Below are 22,128 nucleotides of genomic sequence, written 5' to 3' on the forward strand. Positions count from 1 at the left end.
TGTTGCACATAACGCGCGTCGTTGTGCCATGTGAGACATCCTCTCGTCTGGAGCCCGCATGAGGAGCATCACCGTCGTCGGAGCGTCGCTGGCGGGCCTGAGCACGGTCCGCGCGCTGCGCGCGGAGGGCTACGACGGCGAGATCGTCGTCGTGGGGGAGGAGCGCCACACTCCCTACGACCGTCCGCCCCTGTCCAAGGACTTCCTCAAGGGCGAAGTCGACGCCGACGCACTCGCCCTCGGCGACCCCGCCGAGTACGACGACCTGGACGTGCACTGGCTGCTCGGCGAACGGGCGGTGCGCCTCGACTCCGCCGCCCGGACCGTCACCCTGACCGGCGGCGGGCAGGTGCGCACCCACGGTGTGGTCGTCGCCACCGGCGCCAGTCCGCGAACCCTCCCGGGCTCCGACGGGCTGGCCGGCGTGCACACCCTGCGCACCCTGGACGACGCCCTGGCCCTGCGGACGGAGCTGCTGACCGGTCTGCCCAGGCTGGTCGTCATCGGCGCCGGCTTCATCGGCGCCGAGGTGGCCTCCACCGCCCACCGGCTCGGCCTGCACGTCACCGTCGTGGAGGCGGCCGAGGTACCGCTGGAGCGCCAACTCGGCCGCGAGATGGGCCTGGTCTGCTCCGCCCTGCACACCGATCACGGCGTCGACCTGCTGTGCGGCACCGGCGTCGCCGAACTCCTCGGCGAGGACCGGGTCACCGGTGTCCGGCTGGCGGACGGACGGGTGCTGCCCGCAGACGTCGTCGTGGTCGGCGTGGGCGTCCGGCCCAACACCGACTGGCTCGCCGGCTCCGGAGTGCTGGTGGACGACGGCGTGGTGTGCGACACCGGCGGCGCGACCACCGTCCCCGGCGTCGTCGCCGTCGGCGACGTGGCCCGCTGGCCCCACCCGTTCACCGGACGCCACGCCCGCGTCGAGCACTGGAGCAACGCCACCGAACAGGCCAAGACCGCCGCCCGCACCCTGCTCACCGGTGTGCCCGCGCCCGCCCCGCTCACCGCCCCGTACTTCTGGTCCGACCAGTACCGCACACGCATCCAGCTCGCCGGGTACGTCGCCCCGGGTGCCGTCCCCGAGGTCGTCGAGGGCGACCTGGACAGCCGTACCTTCACGGCCGTCTACCGCTACCAGGGCGACCCGGTGGCCGTGCTCTCCCTCAACCAGCCGAAGTTCTTCAACCGGCTCCGCCGCACCCTCGTCCCCGTCGCCGCGGTAGCCGCGGTCGCCGTGTCCTGAGCGCCCCGCTTGTGAGCGTCCCGCTTGTGAGCGTCCCGCCCTCGCCTCCTCCCTCCGGAACCCGCACAGGAGACCGCCGATGACCCTGTTCAACCAGTCCCTGCACGACCTCGACCCCGAGGTCGCCGCCGCCGTCGATGCCGAGCTGAACCGCCAGCAGTCGACCCTGGAGATGATCGCCTCGGAGAACTTCGCCCCGGTGGCGGTGCTGGAGGCGCAGGGCTCGGTCCTGACCAACAAGTACGCCGAGGGTTACCCGGGCCGCCGCTACTACGGCGGCTGCGAGCACGTAGACGTCGCCGAGCAGGTCGCCATCGACCGGGTGAAGGAGCTGTTCGGCGCCGAGTACGCCAACGTCCAGCCGCACTCGGGGGCCTCCGCCAACCAGGCCGCCCTGTTCGCGCTGGCCCAGCCCGGCGACACGATCCTCGGGTTGGACCTGGCGCACGGTGGCCACCTCACCCACGGCATGCGGATCAACTTCTCGGGCAAGCAGTTCAACGTCGTGCCCTACCACGTGGACGACTCCGGTCTGGTCGACATGGACGAGGTCGAGCAGCTCGCCAAGGCCCACAACCCGAAGGTGATCATCGCGGGCTGGTCGGCGTACCCGCGTCAGCTGGACTTCGCGGAGTTCCGCCGGATCGCCGACGAGGTCGGCGCCTACCTGTGGGTCGACATGGCGCACTTCGCGGGCCTGGTGGCTGCCGGGCTGCACCCCAACCCCGTGCCGTACGCGGATGTGGTCACGTCCACCACCCACAAGACGCTCGGCGGACCGCGCGGCGGCATCATCCTCGCCCGCGGCAAGGAGTTCGCGAAGAAGCTCAACTCCTCTGTCTTCCCCGGCTTCCAGGGCGGTCCGCTGGAGCATGTCATCGCGGCGAAGGCGGTGTCCTTCAAGGTCGCGGCGAGCGAGGAGTTCAAGGAGCGGCAGCGGCGGACGGTCGAGGGCGCGAAGATCCTGGCGGACCGGCTGACGGCTCCTGACGCCCGCGAGGCCGGGGTCGACGTGCTGTCCGGCGGCACCGACGTCCACCTGCTCCTGGTCGACCTGCGCAACTCCGAGCTGGACGGACAGCAGGCCGAGGACCGCCTCCACGAGGTCGGCATCACCGTCAACCGCAACGCGGTCCCCAACGACCCGCGCCCGCCGATGGTCACCTCCGGCCTCCGCATCGGCACCCCCGCCCTGGCCACCCGCGGCTTCACCGCCGAGGACTTCACCGAGGTCGCCGACGTCATCGCCGAGACCCTCAAGCCGTCGTACGACGCGGAGGCGCTCAAGGCCAGGGTCAAGGTCCTGGCCGACAAGCACCCGCTGTACCCCGGCCTGTAGGGCCTGTCGCGGCCCTCACCGACAACCTCCCGCAGAGGGCGTGCCGGCACCGATCGGCACGTCCCCTCCAACTCCACGGAGCGTGGCGTGGCAATCAGCGTCTTCGACCTGTTCTCCATCGGCATCGGGCCGTCCAGCTCGCACACCGTGGGCCCGATGCGTGCCGCCGGGATGTTCGTCAGGCGGCTGAAGCAGGACGGCGCGCTGGCCCAGACCGCCGCCGTGCGGGCGGAGTTGTTCGGTTCCCTCGGTGCCACCGGCCACGGCCACGGCACTCCCAAGGCGGTGTTGCTCGGCCTGGAGGGCAACGAGCCGCACACGGTCGACGTCGCCCAGGCCGACCTGGACGTCGAGCGGATCCGCGCCACCGGGCGCATCCGTCTCCTCGGCGCCGAGATCGGCCCCGCCCACGAGATCGCCCTCGACACCGCCGACGACGTGGTCCTGCACCGCAGGCGGTCCCTGCCGTACCACGCCAACGGCATGATCCTCTTCGCGTACGACGCCGACGGGGCGCCGCTGCTGGAGAAGACGTACTACTCCGTCGGCGGCGGCTTCGTGGTCGACGAGGAGGCCGCCGGCGCGGACCGCATCAAGCTCGACGACACCGTGCTGCCGCACCCGTTCAGCACGGGTGACGAACTGCTGCGGCTCACCCGGGAGACCGGCCTGTCCATCTCCGCGCTGATGCTGGAGAACGAGCGGGCCTGGCGCACCGAGGAGGAGATCCGCGCGGGCCTGCTGGAGATCTGGGACGTCATGGAGGCGTGCATCGCACGTGGCCTGGGCCGCGAGGGCATCCTCCCCGGCGGTCTGAAGGTCCGCCGCCGGGCCGCCGCGGCGGCGCGCGCCCTGCGCAGCGAGGGCGACCCGCTGGCCCGCGCCATGGAGTGGATCACCCTCTACGCCATGGCCGTGAACGAGGAGAACGCCGCCGGGGGCCGCGTCGTCACCGCGCCGACGAACGGCGCGGCCGGCATCATCCCGGCCGTCCTCCACTACTTCCTGGAGTTCGTGCCGGGCGCCGACGACGAGGGCATCGTGCGGTTCCTGCTCGCCGCCGGTGCCATCGGGCTGCTCTTCAAGGAGAACGCCTCCATCTCCGGCGCCGAGGTCGGCTGCCAGGGTGAGGTCGGTTCGGCCTGCTCCATGGCCGCCGGGGGCCTCGCCGAGGTCATGGGCGGCAGCCCCGAACAGGTGGAGAACGCCGCCGAGATCGGCATGGAGCACAACCTCGGCCTGACCTGCGACCCCGTCGGCGGTCTCGTCCAGATCCCCTGCATCGAACGCAACGGCATGGCTGCGGTGAAGGCGGTCACCGCCGCCCGTATGGCGCTGCGCGGCGACGGCCGACACCACGTCTCCCTCGACAAGGTCATCAAGACCATGAAGGAGACCGGCGCCGACATGAAGGTCAAGTACAAGGAGACCGCCCGCGGCGGCCTCGCCGTCAACGTCATCGAGTGCTGAGCGCGGCGGAGCACCGGGCGCGGCCCCGACGGCAGAACTGGGAGTGAGGCCATGGGACGGGTCACCGAACGACGGCGCGTACTGCGGATCCGGGACGGGGAACCGAACACCCGCCCCGACACCCTGGTCGCGGAAGAGCCGATGGAGATCCGCCTCAACGGCAGGCCACTTGCCATCACCATGCGCACACCCGGCGACGACTTCGCCCTCGCCGCCGGGTTCCTGGTGAGCGAGGGCGTCGTGAGCCGGGCCTCGGACGTGGCGAACATCGTGTACTGCGCGGGCGCCACCCAGGACGGCGGGAACACCTACAACGTCGTCGATGTCCGGCTCGCCCCCGGTGTGCCGCTGCCCGACATCACGCTGGAACGCAACGTGTACACCACGTCGTCGTGCGGCCTGTGCGGAAAGGCCAGCCTCGACGCCGTACGGACCACCGCGGCCTGGCCCCTCGCCGACACACCCCAAGTCCGGGTCACCCCCGGCCTGTTGGCCCTCCTGCCCGACCGACTGCGGTCCGCGCAACGGGTGTTCGACCGGACCGGCGGACTGCACGCGGCCGGGCTGTTCTCGCCCGAGGGCGACCTGCTGGACCTGCGGGAGGACGTCGGCCGGCACAACGCCGTCGACAAAATCATCGGCCGCGCCCTCCGGTCCGGTGCGCTGCCGCTGTCCCGCACCCTCCTGCTGGTCTCCGGACGCGCGTCCTTCGAACTCGCCCAGAAGGCCGTCATGGCGGGCATCCCCCTGCTGGCGTCCGTCTCCGCGCCGTCCTCCCTCGCGGTGGACCTGGCCACGGAGACCGGACTCACGCTCGTCGGCTTCCTGCGCGGCACCTCCATGAACGTGTACGCGGGCGACCACCGCCTCGACCTGCGGGCCGGTGCCGGTGCCGGTGCCGGTGCAGGTGCAGGGGCTGGGGCTGGGGCTGGGGCTGGGGCTGGGATTGGGGCCAGGGCCAAGGACCCGGCCGGAGCCGACACATGACCTGGCGCGACGCACTCCACCGCGTCGCCATGCTCAGCGTGCACACCTCACCGCTGCACCAGCCGGGCACCGGCGACGCGGGCGGGATGAACGTCTGTATCGTCGAGCCGGTCATCGCCCCGGCCACTACGACCTGGCGCACTCCCCCTACTGGCTCTCCACAGCGAGTCCTTCGGCCTGGTGGCCGTCGAGGCCCAGGCCTGCGGCACCCCGGGGATCGCCGCCCGGGTCGGTGGCCTGCCGGTGGCCGTACGTGACGGGGTGAGCGGTGTGCTCGTACCGGGGCACGACCCCGCCGACTACGCGCGGGCGCTGTCCGGTTTCGCCGACGACCCCGCCCGCGCGGCCCGGATGAGCGAAGCGGTGGTCCGGCACGCCCGCTCCTTCGGCTGGGCCTCGGCCGCCGCGGCGGCGGCCGAGGTCTACACCTCGGCCCTGTGGGAACGCCGGTCCCGGCGGGGCTGAGCAGGGGCTCCGCCGTCGGTGGCACGCCCTTCCGCTCGAAGGGGCACCGACCGTGCCGTACGCACCCACCTGTAAGGGTTGGTAAGGCTTGCCTTATATTCATCCTTGATCCGCCCCCGTAAGACAGGACCACCATGCGCACCCCCACCCCCCGCCGCCTCCTGGCAGCCCTCACCCTCACCCCGCTGCTGGCCGGTTGCTTCGCCGCAGGCGAGGAGGGGTCCGGCGCGAGCGGCGGGTCGGGAGCCGCGGGCCGGCTGCGCATAGCCCTCGCGGTGCCGCCGGTGCAGGCCCTGTCGCCCTACAGCAACGACGCCACCGTGCTCAGCAAGCTCTCCGTGGCCGAAGGACTCACCGCCCTGGACGAGGACGGCGCCGCCGCACCCGCCCTGGCCAAGTCCTGGATGCGGAAGAACGCCACGACCTGGGTGTTCGAACTGCGGAAGGCCACCTTCCAGGACGGCACCGACGTCACCGCGGAGACGGTCGTCAACGCCCTCGACCACGCCAACGAGGCCGAGACCAAGCCCCGGGTGCTCAGCGATGTGACCCTGACGGCCGAGGCCGACGACACCGACACCGTCACCCTCACCACCAAGGCCGCCGACCCGGTCCTCCCGCTGCGGCTCGCCAGCCCCGCCCTCGGCATCCTCGCCGAGAAGGCGTACGCCGCCGACGGCACCGTCAGCCCCGTCGGCACCGGCACCGGCCCCTTCGAGATCACCAAGCTCACCGGGAAGACCAAGGCCACGCTCAGCCGCTACGACGGCTACTGGGGCGGCAAGGCCAAGGCCTCCGGCATCGACGTCAGTTGGATCGCCGACGGCACCGCTCGCGCGGGCGCCCTGCGCGGCGGAGACGTCGACATCGCCGAGTGGATCCCCACCGCCCAGGCGAAGCTCCTCGACGAGAACACCCGCCACGAGGTGCCCTCCGTGCGCACCGACAGCCTGATCCTCAACACCGGCGGCGGCCTGTTCACCGACGCCGGGCTGCGGGCCGCCGCCCGCGAGGCCGTGGACGGCGGTGTCCTCGTCGACTCCGTCTTCGGCGGCTACGCCGACCCCGCCCAGGGCCTGTTCGGTCCCGCCGTCCCCTGGGCCGCCGACCAGCGCGTCGAGGTCACCGGCCGCGCGAAGGCCGCGACCACCGCGCAGGTGAGGACGGAGACCAAGGGCAGGACGCTGCGCCTGGCCACCTACACCAACCGCGCCGAACTCCCCGAGGCCGCCACCGTCCTCCAACAGCAGCTGGAGAAGGCCGGGTTCACGGTCAAGCAGGACGTGCGCGAGTACACGCAGATGGAGGCCGACCTCCTCGCCGGCAAGTACGACGCCCTCGTCTTCTCCCGGGTCACCCTCCTCGACACCGGCGACGCGGTCGCCTACCTCGCCAGCGACTACACCGGAGACGGCGTCTACAACATCGCCGGCCTGAAGGACGCGAAGGTCGACGCGGCCATCAAGTCCGCCGCCCAGGAAGGCGACACGGCCGAACGGCAGAAGAAGATCATGCGGGCAGAGGCCGAGATCCTGCGCACCGACGCCGTCGTGCCGCTGGTCCACGAGAAGGTCGTCCAGGGCATCTCCGACAAGGTCGAGGGCGTCCTCCTCGACCCCCGTGAGCGTTCCCTCGTCGATGTCGACACCCGGCTGAAGTAACCACCGATGAGCATCACGTCGCCGGCCGGTGCCCGGAGCCTCCCGACCCGGTGGCGCGCGGGGGCCGGCCGCGCCGTCGCGGGAGGCGCGCTGCTGGCGGCCGTCGCCTTCCTGCCCTGGCTCTCCGGCGTCGACCCCGCGCTGACCGTGCTGCGTGCCCGCTCCGCCGACCAGGACCCGACCCCGGCCCAGTTGACCGCCGTACGCGAGCGACTGGGCCTGGACGAAGGGCCGTTCGTCCACTTCTCGCGGTGGCTGGACGGACTGGCGCACGGGGACGCGGGCACCTCCTGGGTGTCCGGTGAACCGGTGCTGCCGCAGGTGCTGACGGCCCTCGGGGTCTCCGTCACGCTCATGCTCGGCGCGCTGGTGGTCACCCTGGTGGTGGCCGCCCTGGTCTGCGCCCGCACCCTCCACCTCGGCTCCCGGCGAAAGCTGCGGCGGAGACGCGCGGGCGCGGCGGCCGCCGTCCTCGCCGCGCTGCCCAAGTTCCTGCTCGCCTCCCTGCTGGCGACCGTGTTCGGGGTGTGGCTGGGCTGGTTCCCCTCGCAGGGCTGGGAGGGGCCGCAGTCGATGGTCCTGCCGGCGCTCGCCCTCGGCGTGCCCTCCGGGGCGATGATCGGCGGACTGCTCGACCAGTCGCTGCCCGCCGCCTTCAACGAGCCCTGGGCCCGGACCTGGCGCGCCTTCGGCCACCCGGGCGGCCGGATCGCCCGCACCGCGCTGCGCCGGGCCCTCGCCGGAGTGCTCCCGCAACTCCTGCCGACCGTCGTCGCCCTGGTCGGCGGCGCGGTCGCGGTCGAGAAGATCTTCAACATCCCCGGCCTCGGCCGGCTCGCGCTGGACGCGGCCACCGCCCAGGACCTGCCGCCGCTGCAGACCGCGACCCTCGCCCTGGTCCTGCTCGGCGTCTGCGCCGGCTTCCTGATCCAGGCGACCCGGCACGCCCTGCTCGGCCCCGCCCTGCGCGACGGCGCCCTGCCCGCCCTGCACCCGCCCGCGCTCGTACGGACCCGGTCGCTGCCCTGGATCATCGGGGGCTGCGCCACCGTCCTGCTCGCCCTGGTCGTGGCGGGCCTGCTGCGCGACCCCCTGGCGGTGGAGACGACGGCCCGGCTGCTGCCGCCCTCGACCGCGCACCCCCTCGGCACCGACTCCCTCGGCCGTGACCTGCTGGCCCGGCTCGGCCACGGCGCCCTGCGCACGGTCGGCGCGGCCCTCGCGGTGACCGTCGTCAGCGCCCTCCTCGGCCTGCTGATCGGGACGACCGCACAACTGGGGGCGGGCCTGACCGAAGTGGCATCGACCGTGCCGGCCGTCCTCGCCGGCCTCCTCACCACCGCGGTGACCGGACCGTCCGTCTGGGGCGCCGCCTGCGCGGTGTGCCTGGTCGCCTGGACCCCGTACGCCGCCCAGGCCGCCGCCCTTCTCGAACAGGAGCGGGCCAGCGGCCATCTGCTCGCCGCGCTCTCCTACGGCGCCGGCCCCGCCCACCTCCTGCGCCACCATCTGCTGCCCGCGGTCCTGCCCGCCCTCGTACGTAACGCGCTGCTGCGCCTGCCCACCACGGTCCTCGTCCTGGCTTCCCTCGGCTTCCTCGGCCTCGGCGAACAGCCGCCCACCCCGGAGTGGGGCCGCCTCCTCGCCGAGAACCAGCCCTACGCGGAGCTGGCCCCCTGGACCCTCCTCGGCCCCGCCGCCGCCCTCGTCCTCCTCTCCGTCCTCTCCCTCTCCACCACGGCGTGGAGCGGCCCCCGAACCCGCCGTCGCACCCCGGGGCCCGCGCCCGCCTGACCGGACGGGGAGTGGCTGGGCCGCCCGGGTGGTTCGGCGGCGGGGCGTACCGGCTGTCCGGGGGCGGCCCGGCCCGCTGATCCTGCCGCACGCCGGGGGCTTCTTGCCCTACGCCGCCCACCGCTTCGCCGTCGCCGCCCAGGTCCACCCCGTGTCCACGCCCGAGGAACTGCTGAGCGACCTCCGGAGCTTCTACTTCGACACCGCCATCTCCGCGGGCCCGGCCGCCCTGCCCTCCCTGCTCGCCTTCGCCGCGCCCGGACAGGTCCTGTACGGCAGCGACTTCCCCATGCTGCCCGAGCAGTGGGCCACCGGCTTCGACAGCGGCCTGGACGACTACCCGCACGGGGAGCCGGGGGAGTTGCACGCCGTCAACCGCGGCAACGCCGAACAGCTCGTCCCCCGGCTCGCCCGGCCCTGACCCCGCGCGAAGCGCGGGCGGCTGTCAGGACTGCTGTCAGGGTTTCCGGGCCACGGCCCCCAACTGGGGTACGACCACGGGCTCGTCGCCGGGGTCGGGGCGCCACAGGGAGCAGGAGACGAGGCCCGGGTCCAGGAGCGTGAGGCCGTCGAAGTACCGGCCGACGTCCTTGACGCCGCGTGCGGTGACCGGCGGCTTCGCGTGGGCGTTCCAGAACTCCATCGCCTCCAGCTGGAGGTCGCCGCCGAGTTCGGGCTCGGTGGTGGGGTGCGTCAGCACCAGGAAGCTGCCCGGGGCGAGCGGGGCCAGGAGCCGGTGCGCGATGTCCAGGGCCTCGGTGTCGTCGAGGACGAAGTTCAGGATGCCGAGCAGCATCAGGGCGACGGGCTCACCGAAGTCGAGGGTGCGGGCGGCGATGTCGAGGATGGTGTCCGGGTCGCGCGCGTCGGCGTCGAGGTAGACGGCGGCGCCCTCCTCGGTACTGCTCAGCCGGGTCCGGGCGTACGCGAGCACCACCGGGTCGTTGTCGACGTACACCACCCTCGACGCGGGCGCGACGCGCTGGGCGATCTCGTGGGTGTTCTCCAGGGCGGGCAGACCGGTGCCGATGTCGAGGAACTGGCGTATCCCCTGCTCCTCGGCGAGATGGCGTACGGCGCGGACGAGGAAGCGCCGGTCGGCGGAGGCGATGTCACGGATGACGGGGATCAGACCGGCGACCTGGTCACCGACCTGCCGGTCGACCTCGTAGTTGTCCGTGCCGCCCTGCCAGTAGTTCCAGACGCGGGCGTTGTGCGCCGTACCGGTGTCGGGGCGCCGCTGCGGGTCCGTACCGGTGTCGGGGCGCGGCTGCGGGGTGTCGTCGGGCTGCTGCTCGCTCACGTCCACGTCGTCCTCTCCTCCTCGCACGCCCAAGGATGCTACGGCGGCGGGCAGTTGGTGCCCGCCGCGGCGTGACGTGGCGTCATTGTGCCGTCGCAGCGGCGTCGGCCGCCTCGTCCTTGGCCATGTGCAGGAAGCGCTGGATCGCTCCGACCGACATGTCGAGCGCGTCGGACGCGGCCTGCTCGTCGCCGAACATCTGCACGGCCTCGGCGACGGCCACGGCCAGCTCGGTCTCCGCCTTGCGGACCTTGCCCTCGGCCTTGTCGACGGTGTCGACGACGGCCAGCTGGCGGCGCTGCTTCTCCTGAAGCCGCTGCTTACGGGAGAGGGTGGTCTTGTCGGTGTTCTGCACAGTCATGACCCAAGATCATAATTGCTCGGCGGTCAACGCCCGCACAGTCCAGGGAAGTTCACTCTTACCGGTCGCGGCCCGTCCGGTCGGGCGCGTCGTTCCGCCACATCCAGGCGGCGATGCCGACGCGGTTGCGGGCGCCGAGTTTGCGCTGGATGTTGGCCACATGGGTCTTGGCGGTCCCGGCGCTGATGAAGAGCGCGGTGCCGATCTCCGCGTTGGTCCGCCCCTGCGCCACCAGCCCCGCGACCTCGGCCTCCCGGTCGGTGAGGGGTTCCGTCGGGCCCGGGTGGTGCGGGGCGTCGGCGCGGGGGCCGAGATGGCGCAGCAGCCGTACGGTGACCGACGGGCTGATGAGCACGTCACCGGCCATGGCCGCGCGGACCGCCTCGGTGAGCAGGGTGGGTCCGGAACGCTTGAGCAGGAAGCCGCAGGCGCCGTTGGCCAGGGCCGTGTGCACGTAGGCGTCGAGGTCGAACGTGGTGACGACGATGACCTTGGTCGGTTCCGTTGCGTCGGGGCCGGCCAGGACGCGGGTGACCTCCAGACCGTCCGGTCCGGGCATCCGGATGTCGGCCAGGACGACGTCGGGCCGCAGCCGGCGGGCGCACTCGATGGCGGTGGCGCCGTCGGCGGCCTCGCCCACGGTGCGCATGTCGGGTTGCGCGTCCAGGATCATCCGGAAGCCGATACGGATGTCGCGCTGGTCGTCGGCCACGAGGATCCGGATCGGTGCGGCGGGCGTCGTGCCGGTGGTCATCGTCTGGGCTCCGGGGTCATCGTCTCGGCTTCGTGGTCAACGTCTGGGCTCCGGGGTCAACGTTCCGGTTCCGTGGTCATCGGGTCCGGGTGGTCGTGCCCGGCGTCCGGGTGTCGCGCGGGGGCGTTCGCGGCGGCGGGCATCGGGAGGGCGGCCGTGACCCGCCAGCTGCCGGGCGCGGTGGGGCCCGCCGTGAGGGTGCCGCCGAGTGCCTCCACCCGCTCGGCCAGGCCGATCAGGCCGAGGCCGTGGCGGCGATGGGCTCCACCGAGCGGGTAGGCGCGCGCCGCGTCCGGACGGCCCGCCGGGGCACGGTCGTTGGCGACGACGACCGTCAGCCAAGAGCCGTCGCCGTCGCCGTCGCCGTCGTCGCCGTCGTCGCGGGCGATGCTGATCTCGACGTGAGCGGCCGTGGGGGCGTGCCGGCGGATGTTGGTCAGGGCTTCGGTGACCACCCGGTAGGCGGTGGTGCCCGTCTCCCGGTCGGTCGCGGCCACCGCCCGGTGGTCGACGCTCAGCCGGGGGCTGGCGGGGCCGATGGCCGCGAAGTGACCGACCAGGGCGGGCAGATCGGCCAGCGTGGGCAGGTGGGGCGGAACGGGGCCGGGGCCGGGGCCCGGATCGCCGTCCGTGCCGCGCAGCATGTGCACGGTCCGGTCCATCGAGGCGAGCGCCCGCTGCCCCGCCTCCTCGATGCGCTTCAGGGCCGCGCCCACCTCGGGCTGCCCGTCCAGGACATGGGCGGCGGCCTGCGCCTGGACGACCATGCCGGTGACGTCGTGGGCGACGAAGTCGTGCAGATCCCGGGCGAGTTCCAGCCGCTGGGTCCGGCGGGCCGCCGCGACGGAGCGGGCCCATGCCTCGTCGATCGTGCGCAGCCGCAGGCCCACGGCGACGGCGACTCCGGCCCCCAGCGACCAGTACGCCGTCGTCAGCAGCATGTTGGGCAGCGACTCGGGCCACACCACCCGTACCATCAGCCCGGCCTCGGCCACACAGAGCACCGCGACGGCCCCCGCGGCCCGGACCGGCGCCACCGTCCGCCGGGCCACCTGCATCGTCAGGACCAGGAGCGCCCCGGCCTCGACCACGCCCCACGCCCCGATCGGGAAGTTCACCCCGCCACCGGCGAGCAGGACCGGCGTCACCCCGGCCGAGACCAGCGCGGCGAGCACGGCGAGCGCCGCCGTCCAGGGCCGGGCGCGTTCGGGGAGTACGCCGAGGACGACGACCACCGACACGGCGACCACGGCGGGGAGCGGGGCGAGTGGACCGGCGGTGGCCACGCCCACGGCGGCCAGGGCGCCCACCAGGGCCGGCACCCCCACGGCCGCCGCCCCCGATGCCGGCGGCCACGGCCGCTCCCGCCCTCCCACGGACATGCCGCTCAACGTACCCCGGGCGGTGGACGCGCCGCGATCCGCCGAACGGCAGAGGCCGCCCGGCGGCCGGTTTCCCCCACACGGCAGATGGTCCGCCAGGCGGGCGCGCCCCCACGCTGGTGGCGATCCGAACCGGCCCACGCAGGGCCGGAACCCCAACTCGCCCGAAGGAGCCCCGACATGACGCCACGCACGCCCACGCCGTACGACCGCCGAACCGCTCGACGGACACCCGGCCTCCGCCGTCCCCCTGCCCCTACCCCTGCCCTCGCCCTGGCCGCAGCCCTCCTGTTCACCCTCGCCACAGGCGCGAACGCGGCGACCGGATCCACCGCCGCCCCCGCCGAACCCACCACATCCATCACGCGCACCGAATCCACCGTGTCCGACGCGCGCACCCACCCCGCCCGATCCGCCCTGCCGCAGCTCAAGCGGCTCCTCCAGCGCCAGGCGGGCGCGTGGAACCGGGGCGACGGCACCGCCTTCGCCAACACCTATGCCGAGGACGCCGAGTTCATCACCTTCGACGGCACCCATCTGCGCGGCCGCCCGGAGATGGCGCGCAACTTCCAGCTCTACTTCGACGAGTACACGAAAGGGACCCGCCTGGTCTTCACCGAGGTGCCCGTGACCCTGCGCCACCCGACGCCCGACACCGCCGTGATGATCACCACCGGCTGTGTCGCCAACCCCGGTGAGCCGGAGTGCCGTCCGGACAGCCACTCCGTCCAGACCTATGTGGCCGCCCACCGGGAGCGCGGCTGGGAACTCGTCTCCTTCCAGAACACCCGGGTCCAAGGCCTCCTGCCGCCGCCGCGCCCCTGACTCGCGGGTGTCGGCAGTACCACCGTCTCGCCCTCCCGTCGGCCAAGTCCCGTCGAATGAGAGAGAGTTGGGTGAACGAAACACCTGGCGACGCGAGGGGGACTCTCATGGCACGGACCCTGGACCGGGTGCTGGCGGTGGTGGGGGAGCGGCGGGCCGAGTTCGAGGAGAAGCGGCACATCCCGCGTGACGTGATCGCCGTCTTCAAGGAGGCGGGACTCTACCGGGCGAGCGCACCGGCGCGATTCGGCGGCGACGCCCTGCCGCCCGCCGAGTTCCTCCGTCTCGTCGAACGGATCTCGGTCGTCGACGGCTCCGCCGGCTGGGTCGCGAGCTTCGGGTCGGCCCTGGTCTATCTGGCCGCGCTGCCGCTCGACACCCAGGCCGAGTTGTACGCCGACGGACCCGATGTCGTCTTCGCCGGCGGCCTGTTCCCCGTCCAGCCCGCCGAGCGGGTGGCGGGCGGCTACCGGGTCACGGGCCGCTGGAGGTTCGCCAGCGGCTGCACGGGCGCCGACGTCCTCGGCGTGGGCATCAGGGCCGGCGCGGAGCGGGCCGGACGGCCGCGCCGCCCAGGCCACGCCGACCCCCGGCCCCTCACCGCCGTACTGCGCCCCGACCGGGTGAGGATCGCCGAGAACTGGGACGTCGTCGGTCTGCGCGGCACCGGCAGCCATGACCTGGTGGTCGACGGGCAGGTCGTGCCCGAGGAATGGACGTTCGTCCGCGGCGGCGCGGCCACCGTCGACGAACCCCTCTACCGCTACCCGACCGTCCCGTACGCCTCCCAGGTCCTGGCGGTCGTCGGCCTCGGCATCGCCCGTGCCGCCCTCGACCATGTCATCGCGCACGGCGCCCGGCCCGGCTACACCGGCGCCCCCAAGCCGGCCGAACGCGCCACCTACCGCATCGCGGTCGGCCGCGCCGAGGCCCGACTGCGGTCCGCCCGCGCCTTCTTCTACGAGGCCACGGAGGAGGCCTGGGCCACGGTCCGGGCGGGCGACCCCGCGACCGCAGGGCAGGCGAGCGCCCTGCGTCTGGCCTCCGCGCATCTCGCCAGGACGTCCTTCGAGGTCGTACGCGACGCCTACCAACTCGGCGGCATCGACGCCGTCGACGAGACGAGCCCCCTGCAGCGGTACCTGCGCGACGCGTCGGTCGTACCGCAGCACGCCTTCCTCCAGGAAGGTATGTACGACGGCGCGGGCGCGGTCCTCATGGGTGTCGAGCCCTTCCCCGGCTACCTGTGAGTCCACCATGTGAAAGGGGATCAAAGAGGATCATGCTTTCTCCGACCTTCGTCTACGGCACGGGGCGCAGTGGTTCGACGGCGCTGTCCCGCATCCTCAACGCTCATCCGGACGTACTGAGTCTGAACGAGTACTTGGCCTCCGTCGGCGACGCGGCCTTCCCGGCGGGGGAGGTGGACGGCGAGGAGTTCTGGCAGGCGCTGTACCGTCCGGCGCCGCACTTCGAGCGGATGATCCGCAGCGGTGTGCCGCTGCCGGAGTTCCTGTACACCCGCCGCCCCGGCAGGTACACGAGCGCGACGACGGGCATTCCCGCGCTCTCCCTGATGGTGCTGCCGCATCTCACGGACGACCCGGACGGCCTCCTCGACGAGCTCGGCGCGGCGGTGGTCCGCTGGCCCGGGCGGCCGGCCGCCGAGCACCACCGGGCCCTGTTCGCCCTGCTCCGCGCCCGGTTCGGCCGCACCGCCGTCGTGGAGCGCTCCGGCTACTCCACCGGCTGGGCCCCGCGACTGCGGGAGGCCTTCCCCGACGCCAGGTTCGTGCACCTGTTCCGCGACGGCCCCGACTGCGCCCTGTCGATGAGCCGTCATCCCGGATACCGCGCGATCTCCCTGCTCCGCGAGATCAAGGCCCGCTGCGGTGTCGACAGCTTCGCCGACCTGACCCCCGAACACGTCCGCGCGCTGCCCCCGGACCTGGCCCCCCTGCTCGGCGAACGCTTCGACCCCGCCCTCGTACGCGACCGGCCCATCCCGCTGCGGACCTTCGGCACCCTGTGGTCCGAACTCGTCACCGAGGGAACGGAGTTCCTCCACCGGCTCCCCGCCGACCGGAGCGCCACCCTCTCCTACGAGGGCCTCCTGGACCACCCCGTCGAGGAGCTGACCCGCCTGGCGGAGTTCATCGGCGTCGACCCCCTGCCGCAGTGGCTGCGCACCGGGTCGGCCCTGCTCGACCACGGCCGACGCGGCTCCGCCCTGAGCCTGTCGGCCGCAGAGCTGGCCGCGCTCCGGGACGACTGCGCTCCCGGCACCCGCGTCCTGCAGGGATAGCGTTCACCCTCACTGGTTGCAACGAATCGAGGAGGTTCTGTTGCGTTAATAGTGCATTCGTTGCAACGAAATAGCGGCTCCTAGCTGCCCTTATGTCGATCGCATGCAATAACTCTGTTGCTGACTCCATAAATGCAACGTAGCGTTTGCGTATCGAGAAATAGGCGGGCGATCAAGGGGGCCGGGATGATGGAGACAGTGCAGAGCCAGCAGCAGGCGGCGCCCGGCGCCGTCACCGCCTTCGCCCGCTTCGTGGTCTGCGGCGGTGGTGTCGGCGTCGCCTCCAGCTTCGCCGTGGCGGCCCTGGCCTCCTGGGTGCCCTGGGCCCTGGCCAACGCCCTGATCACCGTGGCGTCCACGCTCCTCGCCACCGAACTGCACGCCCGCTTCACCTTCGGCGCGGGCGGGCGCGCCACCTGGCGTCAGCACACGCAGTCGGCCGGGTCGGCGGCAGCGGCGTACGCGGTGACCTGTGCGGCGGTGTTCGTCCTGCGCGAGTCGGTGGCCGAGCCCGGCGCGGTGCTCGAACAGGTCGTCTACCTGTCGGCCTCCGCCCTCGCCGGCGTCGCGCGCTTCGCGGTGCTGCGGCTCGTCGTCTTCGCGCGGAACCGCCCCGGCCGCGCGCTCTGCCTGGTCGCCTGACCGTCAGCAGCGGGCTGACCGTCAGGCGCGGGCCAGCGCCGCGCGCAGCTTGTTCCGCGAGTTGACGCCGAGCTTGGTGAACACCTTGTGCAGATGCCATTCGACCGTGCGGGGACTGATGAACAGCTCGGCGCCGATCTCGGAGTTCGTCCTTCCGTCGGCGGCCAGCCGGGCGATCTGGGCCTCCTGCGCGGTGAGCGCATCACTCAGGTCGACCGTCTGCTGCCGCACCGACTCGCCGGTGGCCAGAAGCTCCCGACGGGCACGCTCGGCGAAGGCGGTCGCCCCGAAACCGTGCAGCATGTCGTAGGCGGTGCGCAGGTGTTCACGGGCGTCGAGGCGCCGGTTCTCGCGGCGGAGCCACTCGCCGTACACCAGATGGGTGCGGGCGAGATGGACGGCGATCCGGCTGCGCCGCAGGCGCTCGATGGCCTCCCGGTACAGCCCGTCGGCGGCCTCGCCCTCGGAGAGCAGCGCCCTCGACCGGGCCAGAACACCGAGGGCCCAGTCCGTGCCGCAGGCATCGGCCCGCTCCTGAAGCCGGCGCAGGGCCGCCTCCGCGGCCTCGGGCGCGTCGCTGCGGGCGCCCGCCTCGACGAGTTCGACGAGGGAGAACCCGGCGCTCGCCAGATCCTCGTACTCCCCGGCCCGTTCGGCGTCCGCCAGAGCCTCCTGGTACCGGCCGAGGCTGTTGTGCAGCACCGCGAGCAGATAGTGGCCCAGCCCGATCGCCCGGCCCTCGCCCCAGGTGCTCGCGTCCCGGGCGGCGGCCCGGATCAGCTCGACCGCGTTCGCGTCCTCGCCGCGCCAGACCACGAGCAGCAGCGCGGGGTAGCCGATGGGAGAGTTGCCGGTCAGCTCCGTGATGCCGTCGGACTCGTTGATCAACGCCGAGGCGAGATCGAACTCTCCGGCGTGCACATGGACCGCGGCACGGTAACCGAGGGCCAAGGGAAGGAAGTTGAGCGCCCCGGTCCCGCGCGCCGCCCGGACCGCGTGCGTGGTCAGCTCGTGCCAGGCCTCGTCGTCCCAGAGGTCGCCGGCGACCAGCCAGGTCAGCCAGAGCCAGCGCATGGCGTCGTCGTCTTCGCGCTCGGCGACCCGCCGGAACGCCCGCAGCGCGGGCTTCAGCACCGGCGCGCCCTTGACGAAGCCCTCGGTGAAACGGGCCGCGAGGCCGTCGAGGAGTTCGTCCGTAGGCCGCGCGGGACGCGGTCCGCGCGGTGCGGTGCGGGCGGCCTCGGCCACCTCCCGCACACCGACGCGCCCGTGCGCACGACCGGCGAAGATCGCCGCCCCGACCGCTTCGAGATACGCCTCACGCGCCTCCGACTCGTCGACCCGTTCCAGCCGCTCGGCCGCGTCGAGCAGCGACGGCACGGCCTCGCCGCCGCGCCTGCGGGCCAAGACGATCTGGGCGCGCAGCCGGGCCAGCCGCGCGTGCTGCTCCTTGTCCAACGGGCCCAGCTCCGCGGCGGCGAGGAGATCGAGCGCCGCGTCGGGAGCCCCGGCCTCGAAGGCCGCCCGCGCGGCGGCCGCCGCCCGCGTGCCGCGTCTGGCCGGGTCGGGCGTCAGCTCGGTCGCGCGTCTCAGGAACGCGGCCGCCGCCGCGACACCGCCCCGCGCCTGGGCCCGGCCGGCCGAACGCTCCAGTTCGCCCGCCACGTCCTCGTCGGGCTCCACCGCCGCGTGGGCCCGGTGCCAGGCCTGCCGATCCGAGTCGAACGCGGGATCGGTCGCCTCCGCCAGCGCCCGGTGCACATCCCGGCGTACACCGGGGTCGGCCGCGCGATAGGCCGCCGAGCGCACCAACGGATGCCGGAACCGCGCCCGCGCCCCGAACTCGATCAGCCCCGCCGCCTCGGCCACCCCCGCGGCGTCCGCCCCGATGCCGAGCCGCTCGGCCACCCGACGCAGCAGCGGCACGTCCCCCACCGGCTCGGCGGCGGCCGCCAGCAGCAGCCGCCGCGCCGCGTCCGGGAGTCCGTCGATCCGCCGCAGGAAGCTCTGCTCGATCTGACTCGCCAGCGGACGGGTGTCGGGACGCCCGAACCCACCGGCCAGCTCCGCCGCGGTCAGCCCCCGCGTCAACTCCAGCAGCGCCAGCGGGTTGCCGCGGGTCTCGGCGACGATCCGGTCCCGGACCCGCTCGTCCAGCCGGCCCGGGACCACCGAGTCCAGCAGCGCCCGCGCGTCGTCGTCGCGCAGACCCGGGACCACGAGTTCCCGCAGCCCCGCCAACGGGTCGTCGGCCGCCGAAGTCGTCGACGTCCGTACCGCGCACACCAGCGCCACCCGCTCCGCGAGCAGCCGGCGTGCCACGAAGGCGAGCGTCTGCGCGGAAACCCGGTCCAGCCACTGGGCGTCGTCCACCACACAGACGAGCGGCCGCTCCTCCGCGACCTCGGCCAGCAGACTGAGCACCGCGAGCCCGACCATGAAACGGTCCGGCGCGCTGCCCGACCGCAGCCCGAACGCGACGGCCAGAGCGTCACGCTGGGGCTCCGGCAGCCGGTCGAGCCGCCCCAGCACCGGCGCACACAGCTGATGCAGCCCGGCGAACGCCAGCTCCATCTCGGACTCGACCCCGGCGGCCCGCAGGACCAGGTACCCCGTCGCCCGCCCCACCAGGTACTCCACGAGCGCGGTCTTGCCGACCCCGGGCTCGCCGCGCAGCACCAGCACCTGGCTCCGACCCGCCCTGGCGTCGGCCACCACCTGATCCAGCGCCCCGCACTCGCCACGCCGGCCACGCAGCCCGCGCCGAGGAGTGCCGCTCGCCATCCACCACCACCGCGCAGTTCAAAGGAGCAGACCCTGATCCACTCGGGTCGGCCCCCATCATGCCCCGTGCGCGTGGCCCGGACAATCGGCGACGTGGGTGGTGGCACGGTCACCGGGGCGGACCGCCGAGGCGGTCCGCGGGCCCGGATCAGCGGGGACGGGTCAGGGCGCGGCCTCCCTGGAACAGCCCGATGAGGTGGGCCATGTCGCCGGCCCGGGCCGCGTCGAGGAAGGCTTCGAGGAGCCGGTCCCGCTCCGCCGCGTCGACCGGGGAGTGCCGCTCCCCGGCGAGGTGCCTACGGGCCCGGAGCGCGACCTGCCGGGCGTTGCCCTCGCTCAGGCCGAGGATCTCGGCGATCTCGCGGAACGGGTACGCGAAGGCCTCGCGCAGCACGTACACGGCGCGTTCGACGGGGTTGAGCCGTTCCATCAGCAGCCCCACCGCGCGTTCCAGGGCCTCCCCGTGTTCGGCCTCCCGCGCCGGGTCGGCGGCCGTGGGATCCCCCTCCGGGAACCAGCCGCCGACACTGATCTCGTGGCGGGCGCGGGCCGAGGTCGCCTCGTTGAGCGCGACCCGGATCGTGACGGTCACGAGGAACGCGACCCGGTCCCGTACCTGTGTGCGGTCCGTGCCCTGCCAGCGGACCCAGACGTCCTGGACGACGTCCTCGGCGTCGGCGACCCGCCCCAGCATCCGGTAGGCGATCCCGAACAGCCGGGAACGGACGCTCTCGAAGTCCGCCGTCGCCTCCGTCGTTCTCCCCGTCGTCGTGACGTTCCTGGCCTTACCCGTGCCGGACGAGCCCGGCTTCGACATGACGTCGATGTTGGACAAGCGCATGACGTTCTTCCCCGGTCCCGGTGGTCTGGACCGCCGGGCCCCGGCACATCGTGTGCCGGGGCCCGGCTCTGTGACCCAGTCACCGTCGTCCGGGGCCGACCCCGGGCGCACCCGTGGAATCCCTGGTGCACCCCCGGGTGCCGCGCGGCCCCTCCCCCCTTTCACTCACGCTCGGTCCCCCGGTCCCCGGGGCGGTCGTCACTGCCCTCCGTCCACTCCGCCCCGGTGCGCAGCCGGAAGGCGGCGACGGCCGCCTCCACCGTGGGGAAGAAGTGCCGGGGATCGATCGTGCGCGTCAGCCCGTACCGCTCGATCTTGGCGCGGACCGGGTCCTTCAGCTCGGCGAACACCAGATGCACGTCACGGGCGTTGAGCGTCTCGTCGAGCTCCTCCAGGACGTCCGAGGCGGTGGTGTCCACGTCGGTCATGGGCTCCGCCGCGATCACGATCCAGCTCGGCCGCGGATCGGCGTCGGCCAGCCGGTCGACCTCGTCACGGAAGGCCTTGGCGTTGGCGAAGAACAGCGGGGCGTCGAACCGGTAGATCACCAGACCCGGCAGCCGCCCGGCCCCCGGATAGGAGCGGACGTCGTGATACCCCTCCAGACCCCGCACCCGCCCCAGCACGGTGTTGTACGGCCACCACGCCCGCCGGAAGACGTTCAGGACGGACAGGCCCACGGCCACGGCGATGCCCGGCAGCACACCGAGCAGCGCCACGCCGACGAACGCCGCGAGACAGAGCAGGAACTCCGCCCGGCGCTGCCGCCACAGCCGTACGGCGCCCGGGATGTCGGCCAGGGACAGCGACGCGGTGATCACCACCGCCGCCAGGGCGGGCTGGGGCAGATCGCGGAACAGACCCGGAACCAGGACGAGCATGAGAACGATCAGCGCCGCCCCGACCACGCCCGTGAGCTGGCTCCTGGCCCCCGCGCGCTCCGCGACCGCCGTACGCGAACCGCTCGTGCTGACCGGGAAGCCCTGGAAGAGACCCGCCACCAGGTTCGCGACGCCGACGCCGGCCATCTCCTGGTTGCCGCGGACCTCCTGACCCGTACGGGCCGCGAAGGCCGACGCGTTGGAGATCGTGTCGGCCAAGGACACCAGCGCGATGCCCAGCGCACCGGCGAACAGCGGGGCGAGATCGGCGAGCCGGATCTCCGGGACCGTGAACGGCGGGAAACCCTCGGGCAGTTCACCGACCAGGTTCACCCCGTGCGCGCCGAGATCGAAGACGACGGCCGCGGCGATCGCCAGCACCACCATCACCAGCACGGCGGGGATCTTCGGCAGCACGCGCTGCAGGACCAGGATCAGCGCGATCCCGCCGATGCCGACCGCGGCGGCGGCCGGGACCACCGCCCCGTCGGCCAGCTCCCGTACGAGGCCGACGCACTCGCCGATCAGGTTGTCCGCGTCGACCTTGAAGCCGAGCAGCTTCGGCAGCTGGCCGATCAGAATCGTCAGGGCCAGGCCGTTCATATAGCCGATCATCGTCGGCTTGGAGATCAGATCGGCGATGAAGCCGAGCTTCGCCACCGAGGCCAGGATCATGATGGCCGCCACCATCAGCGCCAGCACCGAGGCCAGCGCCACGGCCCGGTCGGGGTCGCCGTCCGCCGCCACCAGCGGCAGCACGGTCGCGGCGATCATCGGCCCCAGCGAGGAATCCGGGCCCAGCACCAGGATCCGGGACGGCCCGCACACCGCGTAACCGAGCAGACAGAGGATCGTCGTGTACAGCCCGGTGATGGGCGGCAGGCCCGCCAACTCGGCGTACGCCATGCCCTGCGGCACCAGCAGCGTGGTCAGCACGACCCCCGCGACCAGGTCCTTGGCCAGCCACTCGCGCCGGTACGTCGACACCGCGCGGACCCCGGGAACGGCCCGCAGCCGGGGGAGGAGCCCCCGGCCGTTGTGCTCGGATCTCACAGACCGTCCTTCCGTCCTGCCCCGCCGCTCCC

The 22,128-nt window shown here is 73.2% G+C and carries 18 protein-coding genes and 1 pseudogene; 12 read left to right on the forward strand and 7 right to left on the reverse strand.

The genetic code is table 11. From position 1 onward, the window contains the following. Positions 1-58: 58 nt before the first annotated feature. The 8 genes and pseudogenes from ACZ7MG_RS26835 to ACZ7MG_RS26870 all read left to right on the forward strand — a co-directional run bounded on the left by ACZ7MG_RS26835 (position 59) and on the right by ACZ7MG_RS26870 (position 9,386). Positions 59-1,249 carry an NAD(P)/FAD-dependent oxidoreductase gene (locus ACZ7MG_RS26835; RefSeq protein WP_471381184.1) on the forward strand — a complete coding sequence of 397 codons (1,191 nt, stop codon included), beginning with the start codon at positions 59-61 and terminating at the stop codon, positions 1,247-1,249. Positions 1,250-1,328: 79 nt separating this feature from the next. Then, complete coding sequence (gene glyA / locus ACZ7MG_RS26840) at positions 1,329-2,588, forward strand: serine hydroxymethyltransferase (protein ID WP_471381186.1); 1,260 nt, start codon at positions 1,329-1,331, stop codon at positions 2,586-2,588. Positions 2,589-2,675: 87 nt separating this feature from the next. Continuing rightward, positions 2,676-4,058 carry an L-serine ammonia-lyase gene (locus ACZ7MG_RS26845; protein ID WP_471381188.1) on the forward strand — a complete coding sequence of 461 codons (1,383 nt, stop codon included), beginning with the start codon at positions 2,676-2,678 and terminating at the stop codon, positions 4,056-4,058. Between the two features lie 51 nt (positions 4,059-4,109). Next, positions 4,110-5,045: a formate dehydrogenase accessory sulfurtransferase FdhD gene (fdhD, locus tag ACZ7MG_RS26850; RefSeq protein ID WP_471381191.1), complete on the forward strand. Its 936-nt coding sequence runs from the start codon at positions 4,110-4,112 to the stop codon at positions 5,043-5,045. 159 nt (positions 5,046-5,204) lie between these two features. After that, positions 5,205-5,510, forward strand: a pseudogene (locus ACZ7MG_RS26855) (glycosyltransferase); the annotation flags it as partial. A gap of 134 nt (positions 5,511-5,644) precedes the next feature. After that, positions 5,645-7,171, forward strand: coding sequence for an ABC transporter substrate-binding protein (locus tag ACZ7MG_RS26860; RefSeq protein ID WP_471381193.1), 1,527 nt, complete (start codon positions 5,645-5,647; stop codon positions 7,169-7,171). 6 nt (positions 7,172-7,177) lie between these two features. After that, entirely contained in the window at positions 7,178-8,965 is a 1,788-nt protein-coding gene (locus ACZ7MG_RS26865; RefSeq protein ID WP_471381196.1) for an ABC transporter permease subunit, read from the forward strand. A 28-nt stretch (positions 8,966-8,993) separates the two neighbouring features. Next, positions 8,994-9,386 carry an amidohydrolase family protein gene (locus ACZ7MG_RS26870; protein ID WP_471381197.1) on the forward strand — a complete coding sequence of 131 codons (393 nt, stop codon included), beginning with the start codon at positions 8,994-8,996 and terminating at the stop codon, positions 9,384-9,386. Between the two features lie 36 nt (positions 9,387-9,422). Here ACZ7MG_RS26870 and ACZ7MG_RS26875 read toward each other — a convergent pair whose 3' ends face one another. Genes ACZ7MG_RS26875 through ACZ7MG_RS26890 form a run of 4 tightly spaced genes read right to left on the reverse strand, consistent with a single transcriptional unit; the run spans position 9,423 to position 12,765 of the window. Next, the gene (locus tag ACZ7MG_RS26875) at positions 9,423-10,295 is read right to left on the reverse strand and encodes an SAM-dependent methyltransferase (RefSeq protein WP_471381200.1); all 873 of its coding nucleotides are present in this window, start codon (positions 10,293-10,295) and stop codon (positions 9,423-9,425) included. A gap of 55 nt (positions 10,296-10,350) precedes the next feature. Next, positions 10,351-10,629, reverse strand: coding sequence for a hypothetical protein (locus tag ACZ7MG_RS26880; protein ID WP_471381201.1), 279 nt, complete (start codon positions 10,627-10,629; stop codon positions 10,351-10,353). Positions 10,630-10,687: 58 nt separating this feature from the next. Then, positions 10,688-11,383: a response regulator gene (locus ACZ7MG_RS26885; RefSeq protein ID WP_471381203.1), complete on the reverse strand. Its 696-nt coding sequence runs from the start codon at positions 11,381-11,383 to the stop codon at positions 10,688-10,690. A gap of 56 nt (positions 11,384-11,439) precedes the next feature. Then, entirely contained in the window at positions 11,440-12,765 is a 1,326-nt protein-coding gene (locus ACZ7MG_RS26890) for a sensor histidine kinase (protein WP_471381205.1), read from the reverse strand. 180 nt (positions 12,766-12,945) lie between these two features. On the opposite strand from ACZ7MG_RS26890, the gene ACZ7MG_RS26895 reads away from it, so the two are divergent. From ACZ7MG_RS26895 to ACZ7MG_RS26910, 4 genes are all read left to right on the forward strand, one after another. Continuing rightward, the gene (locus ACZ7MG_RS26895) at positions 12,946-13,590 is read left to right on the forward strand and encodes an SgcJ/EcaC family oxidoreductase (RefSeq protein ID WP_471381207.1); all 645 of its coding nucleotides are present in this window, start codon (positions 12,946-12,948) and stop codon (positions 13,588-13,590) included. A gap of 107 nt (positions 13,591-13,697) precedes the next feature. Then, complete coding sequence (locus tag ACZ7MG_RS26900) at positions 13,698-14,840, forward strand: acyl-CoA dehydrogenase family protein (RefSeq protein ID WP_471381209.1); 1,143 nt, start codon at positions 13,698-13,700, stop codon at positions 14,838-14,840. A gap of 32 nt (positions 14,841-14,872) precedes the next feature. Beyond that, a complete protein-coding gene (locus tag ACZ7MG_RS26905) occupies positions 14,873-15,895 on the forward strand; it encodes a sulfotransferase family protein (protein ID WP_471381212.1) in 1,023 nt (340 codons plus the stop codon). A 189-nt stretch (positions 15,896-16,084) separates the two neighbouring features. Then, the gene (locus tag ACZ7MG_RS26910) at positions 16,085-16,537 is read left to right on the forward strand and encodes a hypothetical protein (RefSeq protein ID WP_471381743.1); all 453 of its coding nucleotides are present in this window, start codon (positions 16,085-16,087) and stop codon (positions 16,535-16,537) included. A 21-nt stretch (positions 16,538-16,558) separates the two neighbouring features. Here ACZ7MG_RS26910 and ACZ7MG_RS26915 read toward each other — a convergent pair whose 3' ends face one another. The 3 genes from ACZ7MG_RS26915 to ACZ7MG_RS26925 form a co-directional block, all read right to left on the reverse strand. After that, a complete protein-coding gene (locus ACZ7MG_RS26915) occupies positions 16,559-19,321 on the reverse strand; it encodes a helix-turn-helix transcriptional regulator (protein WP_471381214.1) in 2,763 nt (920 codons plus the stop codon). Between the two features lie 148 nt (positions 19,322-19,469). Continuing rightward, positions 19,470-20,162 carry a sigma-70 family RNA polymerase sigma factor gene (locus ACZ7MG_RS26920; protein ID WP_471381216.1) on the reverse strand — a complete coding sequence of 231 codons (693 nt, stop codon included), beginning with the start codon at positions 20,160-20,162 and terminating at the stop codon, positions 19,470-19,472. 161 nt (positions 20,163-20,323) lie between these two features. Further along, complete coding sequence (locus ACZ7MG_RS26925) at positions 20,324-22,096, reverse strand: SulP family inorganic anion transporter (RefSeq protein ID WP_471381217.1); 1,773 nt, start codon at positions 22,094-22,096, stop codon at positions 20,324-20,326. Positions 22,097-22,128: the final 32 nt, after the last annotated feature.

It is taken from the genome of Streptomyces sp. NPDC107538 (genome assembly GCF_055657445.1).